This is a genomic window from Pseudomonas sp., assembly GCF_050739995.1.
Taxonomy (GTDB): domain Bacteria; phylum Pseudomonadota; class Gammaproteobacteria; order Pseudomonadales; family Pseudomonadaceae; genus Aquipseudomonas.
Genome location: NZ_JBOICG010000596.1, coordinates 1 through 15,967, shown reverse-complemented (window position 1 = coordinate 15,967; position 15,967 = coordinate 1). Strand labels below are relative to the sequence as shown.

Here is a 15,967-nt window from a genome sequence, read left to right as displayed (position 1 = left end):
AGGCGGTGGTAAGCGTCCAGCACTTGGCGGGACTTCTTGGTGTCGGCGTAATGACGACCTGCACAGATCAAGACGCGCATGATTTGAATCCTTGTGATGCACGGTGGCGACCGGGCGGCCGCCACCGTTTAAACGGCGGGAGCGATCAGTACCACTGCTTGAAGCGGCGGATGTAGATCGTTTTCATCAGTTGGGCTACGCAGCAGTAAGCGAGCAGGGTGCCGACCAGCCATGGGAAGTACGCCAGTGGCAGCGGTTCCAGGCCTACCAGGGTGCCCAGCGGCGAGAACGGTACGTAGATCCCTAGGGCGATCACCACACAGGTCATCATCAGCACCGGCCACGCAGCCGTGCTCTGGAAGAACGGAATCTTGCGAGTGCGCAGCATGTGCACCACCAGGGTTTGCGAGAGCAGCCCCTCGATGAACCAGCCGGACTGGAACAGGGTCTGCATTTCCACGCTGTTGGCGGAGAACACGTACCACATCAGCGCAAAGGTGGTGATGTCGAAGATCGACGAGGTCGGCCCGATCCAGATCATGAAGCGGCCAATGTTTTTCGCATCCCACTTGCGTGGCTTGGCCAGGTATTCCTTGTCCATCTTGTCCCACGGCAAGGCCAGTTGGGAGATGTCGTACATCAGGTTTTGCAGCAGCAGGTGAATCGCCAGCATCGGCATGAATGGAATGAACGCGCTGGCCACCAGCACCGAGAACACGTTGCCGAAGTTGGAACTGGCGGTCATGTTCAAGTACTTCATGATATTGCCGAAGGTTTCGCGGCCTTTGAGCACGCCTTCTTCCAGCACCATCAGGCTCTTTTCCAGCAGGATGATGTCGGCCGATTCCTTGGCGATATCGGTCGCGGTGTCGACCGAGATGCCCACGTCTGCATCGCGCAGCGCCGGAGCATCGTTGATGCCATCACCCAGGAAGCCCACGGTGTGGCCGTTGGCTTGCAGGGCCTTGAGCACCCGCGACTTCTGCAGCGGTGTCAGCTTGGCAAACACCGTGCGCTCTTCCACGCGGCGCAGCAGGGTCGCGTCGTCCATCGCTTCGATTTCCACCCCCAGCAGTGGCTCGCCGGGTTCAAGACCGACCTGCCGGCAGATCTTGGCGGTGACCACGGCGTTGTCGCCGGTCAATACTTTGACCGCCACACCGATCTGTTGCAGTGCGGCAATCGCCGGGCCTGCGGTTTCCTTCGGTGGATCGAGGAAGGTCAGGAAGCCCTGGATCACCAGGTTGCGTTCATCGGCGGTGGTGTACTGCTGGCGTGCCAGGGATTTGGGGATATTGCGGGTCGCGACCACCAGTACGCGGAAGCCATCCTCGTTGTAGTCGTTGGCCAGGGCCAGCAACTCTTCGCGGCGGCGATCATCCAGCAGCACGGCATCGCCACCTTCCATCACATGGGTGGAAATGCCCAGCATCTCTTCCACGGCGCCCTTGCACACCAGCAATTGGTCGCCGGCAGCGTCCTTGACCACGATCGACAGGCGACGGCGTACAAAGTCGAATGGCAATTCGTCCACTTTGCTGTAGGCAAACGGTACTTGGAACTTGGGGTTCTGCTCCGAGAACTGCACCACGGCCTGGTCCATCAGGTTCTTCATGCCGCTCTGGTGAAAGCTGTTGAGCCAGGCCAGGGACAGCACCGCGTCATCGCGTTGGCCAAAGGCGTTGACGTGGTGTTCGAGGATGATCTTGTCCTGGGTCAGGGTGCCCGTCTTGTCGGTGCACAGCACGTCCATCGAACCGAAGTTCTGGATCGCATTCAGGCGCTTGACCACCACTTTGCGCTTGGCCATGGCGGTAGCGCCCTTGGCCAGGTTGGCGCTGACGATCATCGGCAGCATTTCCGGGGTGAGGCCGACGGCCACCGCCAGGGCAAACAGGAACGCATCGCCCCAATCGCCTTTGGAGAAGCCATTGAGCAGGAACACGATCGGTACCATCACCAGCATGAAGCGGATCAGCAGCCAGCTGACACTGTTCACGCCACGGTCGAAGGCGGTTTGCACGCGGGAGCCGACAATCGCCTTGGCCAGGGAGCCGAAGTAGGTGCGCGGCCCGGTGGCGACGACCACGGCTTTGGCGCGGCCGCTGACCACGTTGGTGCCCATGAAGCAGATGTTCGGCAGGTCCAGCAGGTTGTCTTGGCCAGCCGCCAGCGAGGACGCCGACTTCTGCGTCACGTCACCCAACGTGTCGTACTTTTCCACCGGCAAGGCTTCGCCGGTCAGCACGGCCTGGCTGATGAACAGGTCACGGGATTCGATCAGACGGATATCTGCCGGGATCATGTCGCCAGCCGACAACTGCACGATATCGCCGGCCACCAGCTCGCGCATCGGCACTTCGCGAAGGACCGGCTGGGCGCCCACTTGCTCGCGGCGCAACACGGTGGCGGTAGTGCGTACCATCGCCTTGAGGGCTTCGGCGGACTTGGCCGAGCGGTGCTCCTGCCAAAAGCGCAGCAGGCTGCTGAGCAGTACCATAGTCATGATGATAATGACCTTGGTCGGGTCGGCTTCTTCACCGTCCTGCATCGGCAACCAGCAGTCGGTGACAAAGCTGATGCCGCCTAGGGTCAGCAATACATAGATGAACGGGTTGTTCAGTGCTTGCAGGAACTGGACGATGGCGTGAGGCGGCTTGTCGTGGGCCACTTCGTTGTAGCCTTCGCGTTGCAGGCGCGCCGAGGCGTCCAGTTCGGTCAGGCCATCCTGGGTTGCCCGCACATTGGCGAGGGTGGCCGACAGGCCGTTCTGGGCTTCGCGGGCGGCACGCATCGACAGTTTGGTGTCGGTCGCGGTGCCATTTTTCTTGTGCAGAGGCGTGTTTTTTACGGCGCTCATTGTCTGTACTCCTGTCGCCAATTCTCGACAAAACATACCCGGTACTTACCTGATTGCAGGCGAGCGAAAGCATGCCGAGCCGCGGACTTCGCGATCGGTTTAAATAAAGTGCTTAATAACTTTTACAGGGCCCGCTTAGTGCGCGTTAATTAACTAGCGCGCAGCGGGCTACTACTGGATTTGTTCATAAAGAACTCCAGGCGATTAATCGGGAAAGTTGTGGTTTCCAGCAGGCTCAGGCTGTGCGAGCGCTCACGTAGAGGCTAAGCATCAGGCTCGCTTGAACGAGGCCGGAAACGATCCGTCTCTGAGGGTCTTGAGGGTCGGCGTGATCCCAGTGCTGAACCAGTTGGCCAGTGCTTGGGCAGACGCGCCAGTGCGCCAGCATTGGCGCTGGGCGAACGTCGGGGGAGGGTATGGCAAAGGTCGAGCGGGTAGGCGAGAAGCCTACAGGCTCACGGCACAGCTTGGCGCGCAGGGCCGAGGCCAGCGAGCGGATATCAGGTAAAACAAACAGTTGAAGGGTCATAACACACCTCGGGACCGGACGGGCGACCGGCGAGGCAGTTACGGTGGAGCATCAAGCTCTAGCGCAGCTTACCGGACCGATGCAGCGAGTCCTGTCATATTCTGGGTTTGGCGCCCGATGCCCGCAAAGGCGGTGCTCGGACAGCGACTAGATACTGTGTCCATTGGCTTCTTTTGTGAGGTTTAAAAAAGGCCCCAGTTGCGGGCAGGGGCAATCTACTCAGCCAGTTACAAAATGTCAACGCATGATTAATTAAATTACCCTGCGTTCAGAGTTCATTCAGACAAGAGGCGTCGGTAAGTTGCGATATATATAACTTCACAGGCCAAGTGTGGCGAGGTACGCGAGATACAACAATACCAATCCACAGGAGCCATAACTGATGCGTTGCCACAGTGGCGATGCGGTCTTGCGCAACAGATTGACCAGGGTAGCCACCACGAAGCACGACAACACCGAAGCCAACATGAAACCGGCAAAAAACATCAGGGTCTGCCCATGGCTGGGCGTGGCACCGACAATCCCGGACAACGCGCTGCCGAGGGCGCCCCAATACACAATGTTCTTCGGGTTGGCCAGGGAAATGGCGGCGCCCACCGCCAGTGCGTTCTGCCCGGAGCGGGCGGGCGCGGTGTGTGCTTGCGGCAGGTGCCAGGCGTCGATCAGACCGCGCACGCCCAGCCAGGCCAGGTACACCGCGCACACCACCGTCAGCGGCACGCGCACGGCGTCATGCTGGACCAGCAAGGCAATGCCGGTGAGGCCGATCACCGCCCATACGGCGTCGCCCACCAGGGAGCCGAACTGAACCAGCAGGGCTGGAGTGAAGCCGTGGAGCAAGCCTCGGCGCAACGTCTCGGCCAGCACCGCACCGGGTGAGAGGCAAAACACGAAACCGAATACCAGTGCGTAGAAAAAGATCGTCAGCATGCCCGCGTCCTTTCAGGAAAGTGCGAAAGCATACGCTGGCAAGGGGGCTCGGATCGACCGTTGATTGACCCGTTGCGCCGTGCCGACAGGCAATGGGCTGCAAAGACCGGTATCGAGGTTGGGCAAGGTCGTCATCACAATCCTCCGGCTATAACTGCGCAATGCGTTCGAGTTCGACCTTCAACTCAGTTGGGTTGAGCTGAGTGAAAGGCAGGTCAAAGAAGGCTTTGCAACGAATGGCGATGATGTCCAGCGTGGCGTTGAACGCGGCGTCCACGGCGGCCTCATCCGCCTGGATATCCGACGGGTCTTCCAGGCCCCAATGTGCCTTGATCGCCGGGCCGAAATACACCGGGCACGCTTCACCGGCTGCCTTGTCGCACACGGTAATCACCACATCCGGCGGGCTGCCTTCAAAGGCGTCATTGCCCTTGCTGTAAAGCCCTTCGGTGCTGATGCCGGCTGCCTGCAACGTGCTCAGGCTGCGAGGCAGGACCTGGCCCTTGGGGAAACTCCCGGCGCTGATCGCCTCAAAACCCTTGGGTGCAAGATGGTTGAACATCGCTTCGGACAAAATGCTGCGGCAGCTGTTGGCGGTACACATGAACAACACTTTCATTGCAGCATCTCCTTCAGAAACTCAGGCGCAGGGCGAGGGCGGCCAGGGTGATCAACAGCACGGGCAGGGTCAGTACGATCCCGACCTTGAAGTAATAACCCCAGGTAATGGTGATGCCTTTGCGCGCCAGGATATGCAGCCACAGCAGCGTGGCCAGGCTGCCGATAGGCGTGATTTTCGGGCCAAGGTCGCTGCCGATGACGTTGGCGTAGATCATCGCGTCCTTGATCACGCCCACGGCATGGCTGGACTCGATGGACAGTGCACCAATCAACACCGTCGGCAGGTTGTTCATGGCGGATGACAACAACGCCGTGAGCACGCCGGTGCCCAGGGCCGCGCCCCACACGCCATAGGTGGCGAAGGTGTCGAGCCAGGTGGCCAGGTAGGTGGTGAGGCCGGCATTGCGCAGCCCGTAGACCACCAGGTACATGCCCAAGGAAAAGATCACAATCTGCCAGGGCGCTTCCTTGAGCACCTTGCGTGTGGAAATTTTATGGCCTTTGGCGGCGATGATCAGCAGGAGCAGGGCGCACACGGCGGAAATTGCACTGATGGGAATACCCAGCGGCTCCAGGGCGAAACAGCCGATCAGCAAGATACCCAGTACCCACCAACCGGCGCGAAAGGTCGCACGGTCGTGGATGGCGCTGGCCGGATTTTCAAGGTCGTCCGGGTTATAGACCTGCGGGATATCGCGGCGGAAAAACCACAGCAGCACCGCCAGGGTCGCTGCCACGCTGACGAGGTTCACCGGCACCATCACGGCGGCATACTCGTTGAAGCCGATCTTGAAATAATCCGCCGAGACGATGTTCACCAGGTTGGACACCACCAGCGGCAGGCTGGCCGTGTCGGCGATAAACCCGGCGGCCATGACAAAGGCGAGGGTGGCGGCCGGGGAAAAGCGCAAGGCCAATAGCATCGACATCACGATGGGCGTGAGGATCAGCGCCGCGCCGTCATTGGCAAACAGCGCCGACACCAGGGCGCCGAGCAGCACCATATAGGCAAACAACCGCCGCCCGCGCCCACGGCCCCAACGCGCCACGTGCAGCGCCGTCCAGGCAAAGAAGCCAGCCTCGTCGAGCAACAGGCTGATGATGATCAGCGCCACAAAAGTGCCGGTGGCGTTCCAGATGATGTGCCACACCGCCGGAATATCAGCCAGGCTGATCACGCCACAGGCCAGGGCCAGGATTGCGCCCAGGGTGGCGCTCCAGCCGACGCCCAGGCCTTTGGGCTGCCAGATGACCAGGACGATGGTGAAGATAAAAATCGCAACAGCGACAAGCATGAATAAACGCTCCGATGGCTCAGCAGCAGGTGCCGGCCCGTTGTGGTCTGTCGCCCATTGCATCCAGACGCTGCGCGTCGGTGTGCAACCATGGCTGGTTGGCTTGCAGGGTGGTGTCCAGCACATCGGTGACCCACTGGGGCAGTGCCGGATTGATGCGGTAGTAGATCCATTGCCCTTGGCGACGATCCAGCAACAACCCGCCACTGCGCAGTTGCGCCAGGTGACGGGAAATTTTGGGCTGGCTGTCGTCCAAGGCATGGATCAGTTCACATACGCAAAGTTCGCCTTCGCGCAGGATCAATAACGTCAACCGCACCCTTGTGGCGTCTGCCAGGCATTTGAACAGGTCGGGAGGAGAAATGAGGTCTGACATGATCAGGGCCTTTAAACATATGTTTATTCGAATATACGGATATCCATATATGTAGGTCAAATCCTGAATTCGATTGACATGGATCAAACCCACGCCAATCGACCACAAGTGTTTGAAATTAAAATGAAACACAACTGTCCTAAAGTGCCTGCCCATTGCTGATGAAGGAAGACTCCGCGTGACCCGTGCCACTCGTAACCTGCGCAAGACCCTCGACGCCGTCGCGGACAACAACGAAACCGCCGCGTTTGACCTGATGCGCGCCGTCGAAAAGCTCGGCGATGAAGTGCTGCGCCAGCGCCTGCTCAACACCATTCACCGGCTCAACCAGGACGCTTATGAGCTGCGCGAAGCGCGTGACTCGGTGGAGCTGGTCTCGGTAAAACTCGCCTGAGCACGATCGTTCAAGACAACCCCCGTGTGACGCTGGCATGCTTGCCGACTGTCTGTCGATGAGCCGTTTCCATGCCTACCGCCTTACCTCATTACGCCTTCGCTCGCGGCGCAATTGCCGTCATTCCGTTATCCCTGGCCTGTGCGCCGTGGGGGCTGCTTGCCGGCTCTATGGCAATCGATGCGCAGTTCACGCCACTGCAAGCCCAGGGTTTGTCCGCCATTGTCTTTGCCGGTGCCGCGCAGTTGGTGGCGATTGGTATGGTCAAAAGTGGTGCGAGTCTGATTTCCATCGTGCTGACCACGTTGCTGCTGACATCCCAGCACTTGCTGTATGGCATGCATATGCGCCCGACCTTGTCGTCACTCAACGCCCGCTGGCGCATCAGCCTGGGCTTTCTGCTCACCGATGAATTCTTCGCCCTGGTCAATCACTATGACCGCCAGACGTTCAACCGCTGGTACGCCCTGGGCGTGGGCCTGACGTTTTACATCGCCTGGAACCTCTTTACCCTGGCCGGCATCGTGCTCGGCAAAAGCATTCCCGGGCTGGATCAACTGGGGCTGGAATTTTCGATTGCCGCTACCTTTATCGCCTTGATCACCCCGGTGGTGCGCGACGTGCCGACGGTGGTGTGTGTGGCGGTCTCCTTGTTGTGTTCGGTATGGCTGAGCTTTTTGCACTGGGAATCGGCGGTGGTGGTGTCCGGCTTGCTGGGGATGAGTGCAGGCTATGCGTGCAAGCGGTTGGGGGTAGGGCAAGCATGATCTACATCATGATAGTGACCATGGGCCTGGTGGTGTTTCTCAACCGTTACCTGTTTATCGAGCCGCGCCTGCCGGTGCGCCTTAACCGTGGCGCCCGTGAGTTCCTGGGGTTTGCGGTGCCGGGCATGCTTACGGCGATTTGCGGGCCGATCATTTTTCTGGCCGATCATCGGCTCAATCTGAGCCCGGCCAACCCGTATTTATTGGCCGGTATCTGCGCGGTGGCGCTGATGTATTGGACACGCAACGTGTTGATTACGGTGCTGTTGAGCATGGCGCTGTTCTATCTGTTCCGCTGGTGGTTCTGAGGCACAGGCGAAAAAAAGCCCGCGGGAGGGCGGGCGTAAGGGAGACTTCTTAAAAATGAGCCCGGTAACTATAAGTGTCGCCTCCGGCTTTTACCGTGAAACAAAGTTCATGCACGCGTCAGTTAAGCCTGCGGCGATGGTACAGTCGCGGTTTTTCCAAGGAGGCGATGGCATGCGTAAGGTAGTAATGGGCGTCATGGTGGTGGCAGCACTGTCCGGGTGCGCAGGCACGAAGATGAAAGAGGCACGTGCAGGCCAGCCCTACAAAACCCTGGCTTCGGACAAAGCGCCATTGGTGGTTGCCCAATGCGTGCAGTTCGGCTGGCAGGACGAGGCGGTGTTCGGCGTTGACGCCGGTGGCTTCAAGGAGCCGTTGGAGTCCGGTGGTTTCACGGTGTACACCACTGACGGCGCCTATTTTGTAGACGTGCGTGCGGCGGGTACTGGCTCTACCGTCAAGTACTACGCGGTCGAGGACAATATGCCTGCCAAACGTCGCCAGGCGGCACTCGCAACTTGCCTGTAATACGTTGCCTTAGTGTTATTCGGAAATGCCTGGCGGGACAGCTGCCGAGCATTGGCCTATGATTCATTCGCTCGCTCGACGTAATGGCTCTTTACCGGTACACGGATGTCGAGGCCGAAACGTCGAGCGAGCTTCCTTCCTCCTTATCGCGGCATGTAACCCAAGTGCCAACGCCGGGGAATCCACAGCGACACCAGGCCCAACACTGTTGCCAATGCACCACTGGCCAGCAGCGCCCTGAGCCCCCATTGATGTTCCAGCATGGCACCGATCACCGCGCCGACGAACATCCCAGCCCAGGGGATCAATTGCACCCGCCAACCATGGCGTCGCTCGCCCAGCATCCAGCGCCCCAGCCCCCGACCAAAGCGTGACAACGCCCCTGTCACATACGTCAGGCCGACAGGCAGGCCGTTGACCTCTTCCACGGCCGCATTGAGCATGCCCATGGCAATGATCGCCGCAAGCAGCGCCGGCAATGTATCCGCGAAGGGCCACAAGCCGGCGCAGCTCAATAGCGCAGCAATGCACAACAACAAAGGCATGGCATGCCGGCGGCTCAGGCGGCTGACCACCACACCCAAGGCATTACCGACGACGAACGTCGCGACCAGTAACAGCAGGCGCCCGGTGAGGCCAAGATCGCCGGCGCCAATGGCCACGGCCAGGCGTGTCGTGTTGCCGCTCATGAACGAGACAAAATCCCCGCTGGCCATGAACCCGATGGCATCCGTCATGCCGGCCAGCACCGCAAGACTGGCCACCAGCAGCAAGCCGACCCGGCCACGCCAGCGTTGGCGATGGGCGAGTACGGCATTGGCATAAGGTCTGTGGGGTGAAGGCAGCATGGGCCGGGCTCCTTGGTGAGATTATCCGGCCACTACCGTAGGAGGCTTTGTGTGTGGGTGCAATGATCTCAGACACATTCCAATCGCCAGCCGGTAGGTTGCCATTCCAACTGATGCGTCGGCCTGATTGCCTGTACAAACGCCTCGTCATGGGAAACTACCAGCAAGGCCCCGGTAAAACCTTGCAGTGCTCGTTCAAAGGCCAGCACGGATTCCAGGTCCAGATGGTTGGTCGGCTCGTCCAGCAGAAACAGTTGCGCCGGGATTTTGCGCCACAAGGCAATCACCATCGCGGCCTTCAATCGCTCACCGCCGCTCAACTGACCGGTGGGCTGGGTAACACGCTGCGCATCCAGTTGCAGTAAGGCCAGGCGCGTGCGCAGTTCGGCTTCGGCCAGGGGCGTGTCGAGCAGGTTGAGCTGTTCGACGATGGAGCGTTGGTCGTCCAGCAGTGCCAGGTGTTGATCGATGTACGCGCTGGGTACGTGCACCGCACATTTACCGCTGATCGCGCGCCAGTGCCCTGCAAGCAGCTTGAGCAACGTGGATTTGCCGCAACCGTTCGGTCCCCGTACCGCCACGCGCACAGGTCCCATGAGGTTCAGTGTGAGGTAGGCAGAAGGCTGCCGTGCATCGAGCCACGGCAATTGAGCCTGCGCCATTGTGATGACGTGTCGGCCATTGGGCAGCGTCGAGCCTGGGAGGGCGAGCAGGGTGGGTGTGTCATCCACCACGCGCTCGTAGGCTTGGCGCACTTGCTGGTCAAGATGATTTTTATGGGCGTGATGGGCGCTGCGCACGGTGCTGACGATTTCCGTGGCGGCGCCTTTCCATCTGGCCTTGGTGAACCGGTCAACGTTGGCAGTTTCCGCATGCTTGCGTGAGCGGGCGGCGTTGCGTTGCAGGCTATCGTGATCTTTTTGCAGGCGCTTGCGTTCGCGGCTGCGTTCAAGCCTGGCGTGTTCCAGGGCAGCAACCGCCGCGCTCTGTTCGGTGTCGCGTTGCAGGCGGTAGGCATCGTAATTGCCGCCATATACCTGCATGCCCAGGGGCGAGAGCTCGATGATGCGCGCCAGGGTGTTGAGCAGTTGTCGATCGTGGCTGACCACCACCAACCCGCCACGCCACTCATTCAGTGTGTGCAGCAGCCATTCGCGGCCGGCGCTGTCGAGGTGGTTGGTGGGTTCATCCAACACCAACAAATCCGGAGCGGCCAACATAGCGCCAATCACCGCGACCCTGGCCAGTTGTCCGCCACTCAGTTGCTCGGCTGGCGTATCGAAGCTAATCGCCTGCAAGCCCGCAGCATCCAACGCTGCGCGCAGGCGCTCGGCCAGGTCCCAGCGGTCGTCAATCAGCTCGAAATCATCCGCACGGGCTTCGCCCGATGCCATGCGCTCAAGCGCGGCGAGGGGTTCGGCGGTGTGGGTGACATGGGCAATGCTTTCGCCCGGTTGAATACTCAGGCTCTGCGCGACGTAGGCCACACGGGCGTCGCCGTCGCGTATGCCGGAGGAAGGCTTGAGCATCCCGGCGATCAGCTTGGCCAGGATGCTTTTGCCACGGCCGTTACGCCCGACAATCCCGGTGGGCGTGTGATCGATGGACAGGTTCAGGTCTTCCAGCAAGGTGTCGCCATCGGCGAACTGGAAAGACAGGTGTTGCAGGGAAACGAGTACGGGCAGCCGGTTGACGTCAGTCATCAGCACCTCCAAAAAAATGTCGAACAGGCCAACAAGCTCGTCAGGCGGCTCGTTGCAGATACATTTTGGAAGGCTTAGTTGTTCACGTCGGCGGTCATCCCGTAAGTCAGAAGGGGGGTAGAGGCTAACCTGCCTTGGCGTTCTTGGGCAAGTCCGCGTCCCTGCGCGGCTGTGCCTAATAGTTGTTTACGCCAGCACCGCCACGGCCTTGATGTGTGCCCACAGTGTCTGGCCGGGGTGCAGTTGCAACTGGTCGCGGGAGAAACGCGTGATACGCGCCAGCAACGGCGTGCCACCGGCGTCCAGGCGTACCAGCACGTGAGCGCTGTTGTCCGCCGAAATCTCCTGGGTGACCGTGACCGGCAAGCGGTTGAGGATGCTGCTGTGCTCCCCAGCCTGCAGACTGAGGCTCACGTCTCGCGCCTGCACCTTGATACGCAGCTGTTTGCCCAGCGCGAGCGGCGCATGAGCCACACGCATGGACAACAGACTGTCGGGCAGTTGCAGGGTGAGCAACTGGTAGTGCTGGTCATACGCGTTGACCGCACCATTGATCACCACGCCAGCGTCATCGCCCAAGGCCATGGGCAAATCCAGGCGCGCCAGGGTTTCGCCTATGGGGCCGCTGGCCAGAGCTTTGCCGTCACTGAGCAGTACGATGTGATCAGCCAGCCGCGCCACTTCATCCTGGGCATGGCTGACGTACAGCATCGGAATGTCCAGTTCGTCATGCAGGCGTTCCAGGTACGGCAGGATTTCACTTTTGCGCTGACTGTCCAGGGCCGCCAACGGTTCATCCATCAACAACAGTTTGGGGCTGGTGAGCAGCGCGCGAGCGATGCCGATGCGCTGGCGCTCGCCGCCGGACAAGTGCTGCGGATGGCGGTCGAGCAGGTGGCCGATGCCCAGCAGTTCGGTGGCGTGAGTCATATCCACCCTGCGCTGCGAACGGGGGATGCGCTTGAGACCGAACTCCAGGTTGGCACGCACTGACAAATGGGGAAACAGGCTCGCCTCCTGGAATACATAGCCCAGGGCGCGTTTATGAGGCGGCACGAACAGTCCGTTACGGGTGTCTTGCCAGACTTCATCGTTTATCTGGATAAACCCGTTCTCCGCCCGTTCCAGACCGGCGATACAGCGCAGGCAAGTGGTCTTGCCGGAGCCGGAGTGCCCATACAACGCCGTCACGCCACGGCCCGGCAGGTGCAGGTCCACATCCAGGGCAAAACCCGAATACTTCAGTTGCAGGCGTGCATCAATCATCGCGATCAGCTCCAGCCCATCTTGGTTTTACGGCTGGAGTACAGCGCCAGCAATACAAGGAACGCGAACACCACCATGGCGCCGGCCAACCAATGGGCCTGGGCGTATTCCATGGCTTCGACGTGGTCGTAGATCTGCACCGAGACCACGCGGGTTTTGTCAGGGATATTGCCGCCGATCATCAGCACCACGCCAAACTCACCAACGGTGTGGGCAAAGCCGAGAATCGACGCGGTGATAAACCCCGGGCGTGCCAGGGGCAAAATCACGCTAAAGAAGGTGTCCCATGGGTTGGCCCGCAAGGTGGCGGCCACTTCCAGTGGGCGCGTGCCAATGGCAGAAAAGGCGTTTTGCAACGGCTGCACCACGAACGGCATGGAGTAGATCACCGAGCCGATTACCAGCCCGGCGAAGCTGAAAGTCAGGGTGCCCAATCCCAGCCATTGGGTGAACTGGCCGAAATAGCCGTTGGGCCCCATGGTCAACAGCAGGTAAAAGCCGATGACCGTCGGCGGCAGCACCAACGGCAAGGCGACGACCGCCCCGATGGGGCCGCGCCACCAGGATTGGGTGCGCGACAGCCACAGGGCAATCGGAGTGCCGATGACCAGCAGGATCACGGTGGTCAGTGACGCCAGTTTGATGGTCAACCAGATCGCGGAAAAATCGGCACTCGTCAGCGGCATTTAGTGAGCCAGCTCGTAACCGTAGGACTTGATCACCGCGGCGGCTTTCGGGCCCTTGAGGTACTCGACCAGGGCCTTGGCTGCGGCGCTGTCCTTGCCTTTGTTGAGGATCACGGCGTCTTGCTTGATCGGGTCATGCATGGACGCCGGGACGATCCACGCCGAGCCGCTGGTCACTTTGCCGTCCTTGTAGATCTGCGACAGCGCGACGAAACCCAGCTCGGCATTGCCGGTGGACACGAACTGGTAGGCTTGGGTGATGTTCTGGCCTTCGACGATCTTGTCCTTGACCTTGTCGGTCAAACCTTCCTTGGCCAGCACTTGGGTAGCAGCCAGGCCGTAAGGGGCGGCTTTCGGGTTGGCGATGGACAGGTGCTTGAACTCATTCTTCTTCAGCACATCACCTTTGGCATCCACGTAGCCCTCTTTGGCCGACCACAGGGCCAGCGTGCCGACCGCGTAGGTGAAGCGCGAGCCTTTGACCGTGTCGCCTTCGGTTTCAAGTTTTTGCGGGGTGGTGTCGTCGGCACTCAGGAACACTTCGAACGGGGCGCCATTCTTGATTTGTGTGTAGAACTGGCCAGTGGCGCCGTAGGCCGCGACCAGTTTGTGCCCGGTGTCTTTCTCGAAGTCAGCGGCGATGGCCTGGATCGGCGCGGTGAAGTTGGCGGCGACAGCCACTTGCACTTCGTCTGCGTAGGCGGTGCTGAAAGCAAAGGCGGTGATAAGGGTGGCCAGGGCCGTGGGGGCCAGGCGAGAGGCGCGGATCATCATGAAGCAGCTCCTTGGGGGTGTACGGCTTGTTATAGGTAGAAGGCTTTACCGCTATGTATGGGAATATATAGCGGTTGGCCACTGCCGGTACAGTGCAAAGTTGCCCCAGGTGTCAGTTCTTTTGGAGTTTGACCAGCGTCTGTTCGGCCAATTCGCGCGTCAGCTCGTAGGTGGACATGTCTTTGCCCAGTCCCAGCGCCTGACCGGACCACAAGTTACTGAAGCCCGCTTCATCCTTGGCCTTGAGCGGCATCAAGGCGCCGCCGGACCGAGGGAACGCTGGAGCCGCCGGGTTGATCGGGCCCAGCTCACGCATCACGCGGTTGACGATGCCCCGCGCCGGGCGCCCGGTGAACAGGTTGGTCAGTGCTGTTTCGCTGGCCTGGGCATGGCGCAACGCATGGTGGTGGGAAGGGGTGACGTTGGCTTCGGGCGTGAACAGGTACGCGGTGCCGATCTGCACGGCTGAAGCGCCCAGGGCGAACGCCGCGACAATGCCCCGTGCATCACCAATGCCACCGGCGGCAATCACCGGCACGCTGACGGCGTCGACGATTTGCGGCACCAGGGCCATCAGGCCGATCTGGGTATTGAGGTCATCGCTCAGAAACAGACCACGGTGCCCACCGGCCTCGATGCCCATGGCAATGATCGCATCGCAGCCGTGCTGTTCCAGCCAGATGGCCTCCTCGACGGTAGTGGCCGAAGAAAGCACCTTGGCACCGGTGGCTTTTACCCGATCAAGCAAGGACTTTTCTGGCAAACCGAAGTGGAAACTGACCACTTCCGGGCGAAACTCTTCGACCACCTTACACGCGGCATCGTTGAAGGGCGCACGACTGGACTCTGGGGTTGGCGCATCAAAATCGGCGCCCAGCTCACGGTAATAAGGCTCCAGCAAATCCTTCCAATCGCGGTCACGCGCTTCATTAGCTGCGGGTGGTTGATGGCAGAAGAAATTCACGTTGATCGGCCGTGCGCTGGCTTGGCGGATTGTGGCCAGTGCTTCGCGTAATTGCTCGATGCTCAGCGCAGCGGCGGGCATTGAGCCCAGCGCACCCGCACGGCTTGCCGCGATGACCATGGCGGTGGTGGTGGCACCGGCCATCGGGGCCTGGATGATGGGCACTTCGATGCCCAGCAGATCGAGAATACGGGTGTCTGGCCAGGTGCTCATGGATGTGTCTCCAGCTTCAGTAAGACTTTTCGCTGTTTTAGCAGGGCACTTGGCGGGCGGCCAGTCTGTTTTATTCACTGGACGTGAGTGACATTTCGTGAAGGGCGAGCATCCGGCCTACATCCTGTGGTTTTATGAGCGGACCTGAAGCTTAAAAAGGAGAGGGCTGTGCAAGCGATCAAGGAACAACGGGTGGGGGCAATCAGGGTGTCCGGGTTGAGCGTGCGGACACGCAATGCCGATGAAATGCAGCCCTCCAGCGCGAAAATTGGGCCGATGTGGCAACGGTTTTTTGGCGAGGGGCTTTACCAGGCCATTCCGGGCAAGCAGCCAGAGTCGCCAGTGTACGGGGTGTACAGCGGCTATGAGTCCGATGCGAGGGGGCTGTTCGATGTCACCGCAGGGGTTGCGACCCATGCAGCGGCCCAGGGTTTCGAAAGCCTGGTAATCGAGCCTGGGCGCTACTTGGTGTTTGAGGCCCATGGGCCGATGCCGGATGCAATCATCCAGGCCTGGCAGCGGGTCTGGGCCTACTTCGAGCAGCCGGGCGTCGAGTCCCGTGCGTTTGTGACTGACTTCGAGGTCTATCAGGCGGACGAACAGGCGCTGATTTACATCGGTATCCGTTAAGGGGTGGTTTCCCGTTCCAACAGCTGCCGCTTGCGCTCCACGCCCCAGCGGTAGCCTGAGAGCTCACCGTTACTGCGCACCACGCGGTGGCAAGGAATGACCACCGCGAGGCTGTTGGCACCACAGGCCTGGGCCACGGCACGAAAGGACTTGGGCGCGCCGATTCGCTGGGCAATCTGCGCATAAGTGGCGGTGGCGCCCACCGGAATTTCGCGCAGCGCTTGCCATACCCGTTCCTGGAAGGCCGTGCCGCGCAAGTCCAGAGGCAGGTCCAAGC

The 15,967-nt window shown here is 60.5% G+C and carries 18 protein-coding genes; 5 read left to right on the top strand and 13 right to left on the bottom strand.

Annotated elements, in window-relative coordinates:
• Positions 1-145: 145 nt before the first annotated feature.
• The 6 genes from mgtA to ACRESD_RS19910 form a co-directional block, all read right to left on the bottom strand.
• Positions 146-2,860, bottom strand: a complete 2,715-nt coding sequence (mgtA, locus tag ACRESD_RS19935; protein WP_431752473.1) for a magnesium-translocating P-type ATPase — start codon at positions 2,858-2,860, stop codon at positions 146-148.
• Positions 2,861-3,095: 235 nt separating this feature from the next.
• Positions 3,096-3,389 (bottom strand): hypothetical protein, encoded by a 294-nt coding sequence (locus ACRESD_RS19930; protein WP_431752472.1) that lies wholly within the window; start codon positions 3,387-3,389, stop codon positions 3,096-3,098.
• Between the two features lie 318 nt (positions 3,390-3,707).
• On the bottom strand, positions 3,708-4,319 hold the full coding sequence (locus tag ACRESD_RS19925) for a LysE family transporter (protein ID WP_431752471.1): 612 nt from the start codon (positions 4,317-4,319) through the stop codon (positions 3,708-3,710).
• Between the two features lie 148 nt (positions 4,320-4,467).
• Positions 4,468-4,938: an arsenate reductase ArsC gene (locus tag ACRESD_RS19920; protein WP_431752470.1), complete on the bottom strand. Its 471-nt coding sequence runs from the start codon at positions 4,936-4,938 to the stop codon at positions 4,468-4,470.
• Positions 4,939-4,951: 13 nt separating this feature from the next.
• Positions 4,952-6,235 carry an arsenic transporter gene (locus ACRESD_RS19915; protein ID WP_431752469.1) on the bottom strand — a complete coding sequence of 428 codons (1,284 nt, stop codon included), beginning with the start codon at positions 6,233-6,235 and terminating at the stop codon, positions 4,952-4,954.
• Between the two features lie 19 nt (positions 6,236-6,254).
• Complete coding sequence (locus ACRESD_RS19910; protein ID WP_431752468.1) at positions 6,255-6,611, bottom strand: metalloregulator ArsR/SmtB family transcription factor; 357 nt, start codon at positions 6,609-6,611, stop codon at positions 6,255-6,257.
• 178 nt (positions 6,612-6,789) lie between these two features.
• On the opposite strand from ACRESD_RS19910, the gene ACRESD_RS19905 reads away from it, so the two are divergent.
• The 4 genes from ACRESD_RS19905 to ACRESD_RS19890 all read left to right on the top strand — a co-directional run bounded on the left by ACRESD_RS19905 (position 6,790) and on the right by ACRESD_RS19890 (position 8,606).
• The gene (locus ACRESD_RS19905; protein WP_431752467.1) at positions 6,790-7,005 is read left to right on the top strand and encodes a hypothetical protein; all 216 of its coding nucleotides are present in this window, start codon (positions 6,790-6,792) and stop codon (positions 7,003-7,005) included.
• A 71-nt stretch (positions 7,006-7,076) separates the two neighbouring features.
• On the top strand, positions 7,077-7,772 hold the full coding sequence (locus ACRESD_RS19900; RefSeq protein ID WP_431752466.1) for an AzlC family ABC transporter permease: 696 nt from the start codon (positions 7,077-7,079) through the stop codon (positions 7,770-7,772).
• Positions 7,769-8,080, top strand: a complete 312-nt coding sequence (locus tag ACRESD_RS19895; protein WP_431752465.1) for an AzlD domain-containing protein — start codon at positions 7,769-7,771, stop codon at positions 8,078-8,080. The genes ACRESD_RS19900 and ACRESD_RS19895 overlap by 4 nt, the downstream gene beginning before the upstream one ends.
• A gap of 172 nt (positions 8,081-8,252) precedes the next feature.
• On the top strand, positions 8,253-8,606 hold the full coding sequence (locus ACRESD_RS19890; protein ID WP_431752464.1) for a hypothetical protein: 354 nt from the start codon (positions 8,253-8,255) through the stop codon (positions 8,604-8,606).
• Positions 8,607-8,749: 143 nt separating this feature from the next.
• On the opposite strand, the gene ACRESD_RS19885 is transcribed toward ACRESD_RS19890, so the two are convergent.
• The 6 genes from ACRESD_RS19885 to ACRESD_RS19860 form a co-directional block, all read right to left on the bottom strand.
• A complete protein-coding gene (locus tag ACRESD_RS19885) occupies positions 8,750-9,454 on the bottom strand; it encodes a YoaK family protein (protein WP_431752463.1) in 705 nt (234 codons plus the stop codon).
• Positions 9,455-9,522: 68 nt separating this feature from the next.
• On the bottom strand, positions 9,523-11,157 hold the full coding sequence (locus ACRESD_RS19880; RefSeq protein WP_431752462.1) for an ABC-F family ATP-binding cassette domain-containing protein: 1,635 nt from the start codon (positions 11,155-11,157) through the stop codon (positions 9,523-9,525).
• A 186-nt stretch (positions 11,158-11,343) separates the two neighbouring features.
• Positions 11,344-12,423 (bottom strand): molybdenum ABC transporter ATP-binding protein, encoded by a 1,080-nt coding sequence (gene modC / locus ACRESD_RS19875; RefSeq protein WP_431752461.1) that lies wholly within the window; start codon positions 12,421-12,423, stop codon positions 11,344-11,346.
• A gap of 5 nt (positions 12,424-12,428) precedes the next feature.
• Entirely contained in the window at positions 12,429-13,109 is a 681-nt protein-coding gene (modB, locus tag ACRESD_RS19870) for a molybdate ABC transporter permease subunit (RefSeq protein ID WP_431752460.1), read from the bottom strand.
• Positions 13,110-13,883: a molybdate ABC transporter substrate-binding protein gene (gene modA / locus ACRESD_RS19865; protein ID WP_431752459.1), complete on the bottom strand. Its 774-nt coding sequence runs from the start codon at positions 13,881-13,883 to the stop codon at positions 13,110-13,112.
• Positions 13,884-13,995: 112 nt separating this feature from the next.
• Positions 13,996-15,060: an NAD(P)H-dependent flavin oxidoreductase gene (locus ACRESD_RS19860; protein WP_431752458.1), complete on the bottom strand. Its 1,065-nt coding sequence runs from the start codon at positions 15,058-15,060 to the stop codon at positions 13,996-13,998.
• A gap of 168 nt (positions 15,061-15,228) precedes the next feature.
• Between ACRESD_RS19860 and ACRESD_RS19855 the strand changes: the two genes are divergently transcribed.
• On the top strand, positions 15,229-15,690 hold the full coding sequence (locus ACRESD_RS19855) for a GyrI-like domain-containing protein (RefSeq protein ID WP_431752457.1): 462 nt from the start codon (positions 15,229-15,231) through the stop codon (positions 15,688-15,690).
• Here the strand turns inward: ACRESD_RS19855 and ACRESD_RS19850 are convergent.
• The coding region (locus tag ACRESD_RS19850; RefSeq protein WP_431752456.1) for a methylated-DNA--[protein]-cysteine S-methyltransferase at positions 15,687-15,967 on the bottom strand (281 nt) is incomplete at its 5' end. The two genes, ACRESD_RS19855 and ACRESD_RS19850, sit on opposite strands and share 4 nt — an antisense overlap.